Annotated in this window: 3 protein-coding genes; 2 read left to right on the top strand and 1 reads right to left on the bottom strand. The window is 50.7% G+C overall.

Features of this window, described 5'->3' with window-relative positions; translation table 11 throughout:
* Positions 1 to 143: 143 nt before the first annotated feature.
* Positions 144 to 407: a helix-turn-helix domain-containing protein gene (locus AC1S52_RS05040; protein ID WP_482027948.1), complete on the bottom strand. Its 264-nt coding sequence runs from the start codon at positions 405 to 407 to the stop codon at positions 144 to 146.
* A 178-nt stretch (positions 408 to 585) separates the two neighbouring features.
* Here AC1S52_RS05040 and AC1S52_RS05035 point away from each other — a divergent pair, with 178 nt between their 5' ends.
* Positions 586 to 1,986 (top strand): pentapeptide repeat-containing protein, encoded by a 1,401-nt coding sequence (locus AC1S52_RS05035; RefSeq protein WP_482027947.1) that lies wholly within the window; start codon positions 586 to 588, stop codon positions 1,984 to 1,986.
* A gap of 115 nt (positions 1,987 to 2,101) precedes the next feature.
* The coding region (locus AC1S52_RS05030; protein ID WP_482027946.1) for a hypothetical protein at positions 2,102 to 2,449 on the top strand (348 nt) is incomplete at its 3' end.

Raw genomic sequence — 2,449 nt, 5'->3', positions numbered from 1 at the left:
GCTTTCAGCTTTGCTTTGAGGCGGTAGCGGGTCATCTGGTAGACCGCATGATACTCCGCTTCAACCCCCAAGGTTTCTTCCAGCCACTGCTGCACCTCCCCATAGCTGTGGAATCCATCTTCAGGTTCCTGTAATCGCTTCGCTCAAGCCACCTCCGCCCATTGTGGAATCACTCGCACACCCCCCGGTGATTTCCTAACTTCTAACATCGCTTCGATGCCACCCTCCCGGGACATCGATAACCACGTTTGCACCGTGTGTCGATGTTTCCCGTTCGCTGTCGCAATCACACGGATGCTGGGAGCGTTTTCCTGCTTGAGCCAGTACAGCACTTGCAATCGTTCCTTTGCACTCGCTGTTTCCGCTGGACGTAACTGCAAAGCTACATCCTCCAAACGTGCCGTCACTGCGATTGACGTAACACCCACCATGGGCTGAGTCGGACACACTACTTCTCCGTCTACATCATTTGCCTTCGACGCACTTTAAATTGGTATCACAATTCCTGTACTTAATAATTCTTCCATTACCGAATAGTGATCTCTGCCGTGGTATGAATGGGTAGTCCCCATTCAAGCTTGCCCCATGCCTGACCCCTCCTTCCAGCAGCCTGCATCGGATGCCCCAAGCTCATTGCCTGATGGAAGTGTGCCTTCAGTCATTCCTGATAGTGTGTCTGTAATCCCTGATGGTGGTCAGCCCGTCTCTCCTGATGCCAGTTCTTCCGTAGCCACTGAAGGTGTGTCAGGTGGAGCTAAACCTGAACTGCCCCCTCCCCTCACTGAGCAGGCTGTGGAAGCTAAGGTTCAGCAGATTCGGATGCAACGATTACGGCAAGCAGAAGAAGCCACGCCTGAAGAAGACCGGGAAAGAGCTATCTATGAACTTCAGTGCCCTTGGTGGCAGGGGTTTTGGAGGTGGACGCGCATCCCCGATAAGAATGGATGGGATTGGGCACAGTTACTGGCAGTGCCCATTATGTTGGCTCTAGTGTCATGGGGTTTGGGTGAATATGCCAAATCAAGAGATCAGCAGCAACAGCAGGCCGATAAGGAAAAGGCGCAAGCGATTGCTGATGATAAAGCCAAACAGGACACTCTTGTGAAGTATCTGGATGACATGGCAAAGTCGATTGAAGGTGACTCATCAAAGGCAGCGTCAGGTTCAAATAAGTCAACTGGAGGTGGCTTACTGGAAGCTAAGCGAGATTCAAAGGCATTCATTGTTGCTCAATCACGGACAGTGTTGGCTTTGCAGTCATTGGACAAGAAGCGCCAGCATTTAGTAATTCAATTCCTTCAGGCATCAGGACTCAGTAAAGCGGATACTGATGATGGGGACACCCAGAAGTTCTTCTCAGAGACAAAGGATCTCTATGACCTAAAGCGGTCTAGTACACCTGAGCCATCAAAGAAAGCCCGCCTGGGATTGCTGTATCAAGCACAAATGGAGAAAGCAAACCTGGCAAACAGCGATTTGAGTGGGGCTGTTCTGATTAGGGCAGATCTTAGACGTGCCAATTTTGGCTGTGATTCTTCTGGCAGCAAAGAACCTGAGCACTGTAGTGATTTAAGTTCAGTTAACCTCCTTCAAGCTGACCTCAGTTATGCCGACCTCAGTTATGCCGACCTCACAGGTGCAAACCTCGTAGGTGCCAACCTCACAGGTGCAAACTTCAGTATTGCCGACCTCACAAATACCTACCTCAGTGGCTTCCCCGGTAAGCCTCGTGGTGCCATCCTGCTTTACACAGATCTTGCTTATGCAGACATTATCCCAGAACAATTGAAAGCGGACGCTCCCACTGACCAGCCCCCTCTATTGTGTAATGTGCGCTTCTTCTCAAGCAGGAACATTGATATTGATCCAAACCGTGATTGCAATCGCATCCCTCAAGAGCTAGTGAAGCGTTACCCAGGTAGGTTCCCTGACCTGCAAAAGGCTAAAAAGTATGTGAATGAGTTACGTCAAAAGAAGTTCCAATAGCTTCAGACCAAATCGAAGCTAAACGTGCCCACTTCCAAGAGCAGAAAGATGCCCTGAATGAGCGTGAACGCCTGATGGTGCAATGCTTTGAGCAGGAATGAGCAGAGCGGGATGAATGTTATGGGGCGATCGCGAACTGGCATTTGATGTCCAACTGGAGCAACGGGTGCTGGCAGAAGAGACCCGACTGCAAGAGCTTGAAGTGCAGATGGGTGAAAACTTTGAGCGGCTGTGGTCTGAGCGAGAGCAACTCTACTCCGCCGTGGCAAATAAGGCGATGACTGAAGCCTATCAGCTCAAGCAGCCCGATAAAACCTCTGGTGCAACCCATGAAGAACTGCTGGCAGATAAGGTGATCGACCTGTTCCATCAGCACGGCATCATTGTCAAGCGCCCGGTGGTTGAACCCAAGCCCCACAACAAATTTGAACTGACCTTCACGATTCTGCCGGTTGATCCGGTG

Source organism: Kovacikia sp. CALU 1929, from assembly GCF_056784235.1.
This window is presented reverse-complemented; position numbering and strand designations above follow the sequence as displayed.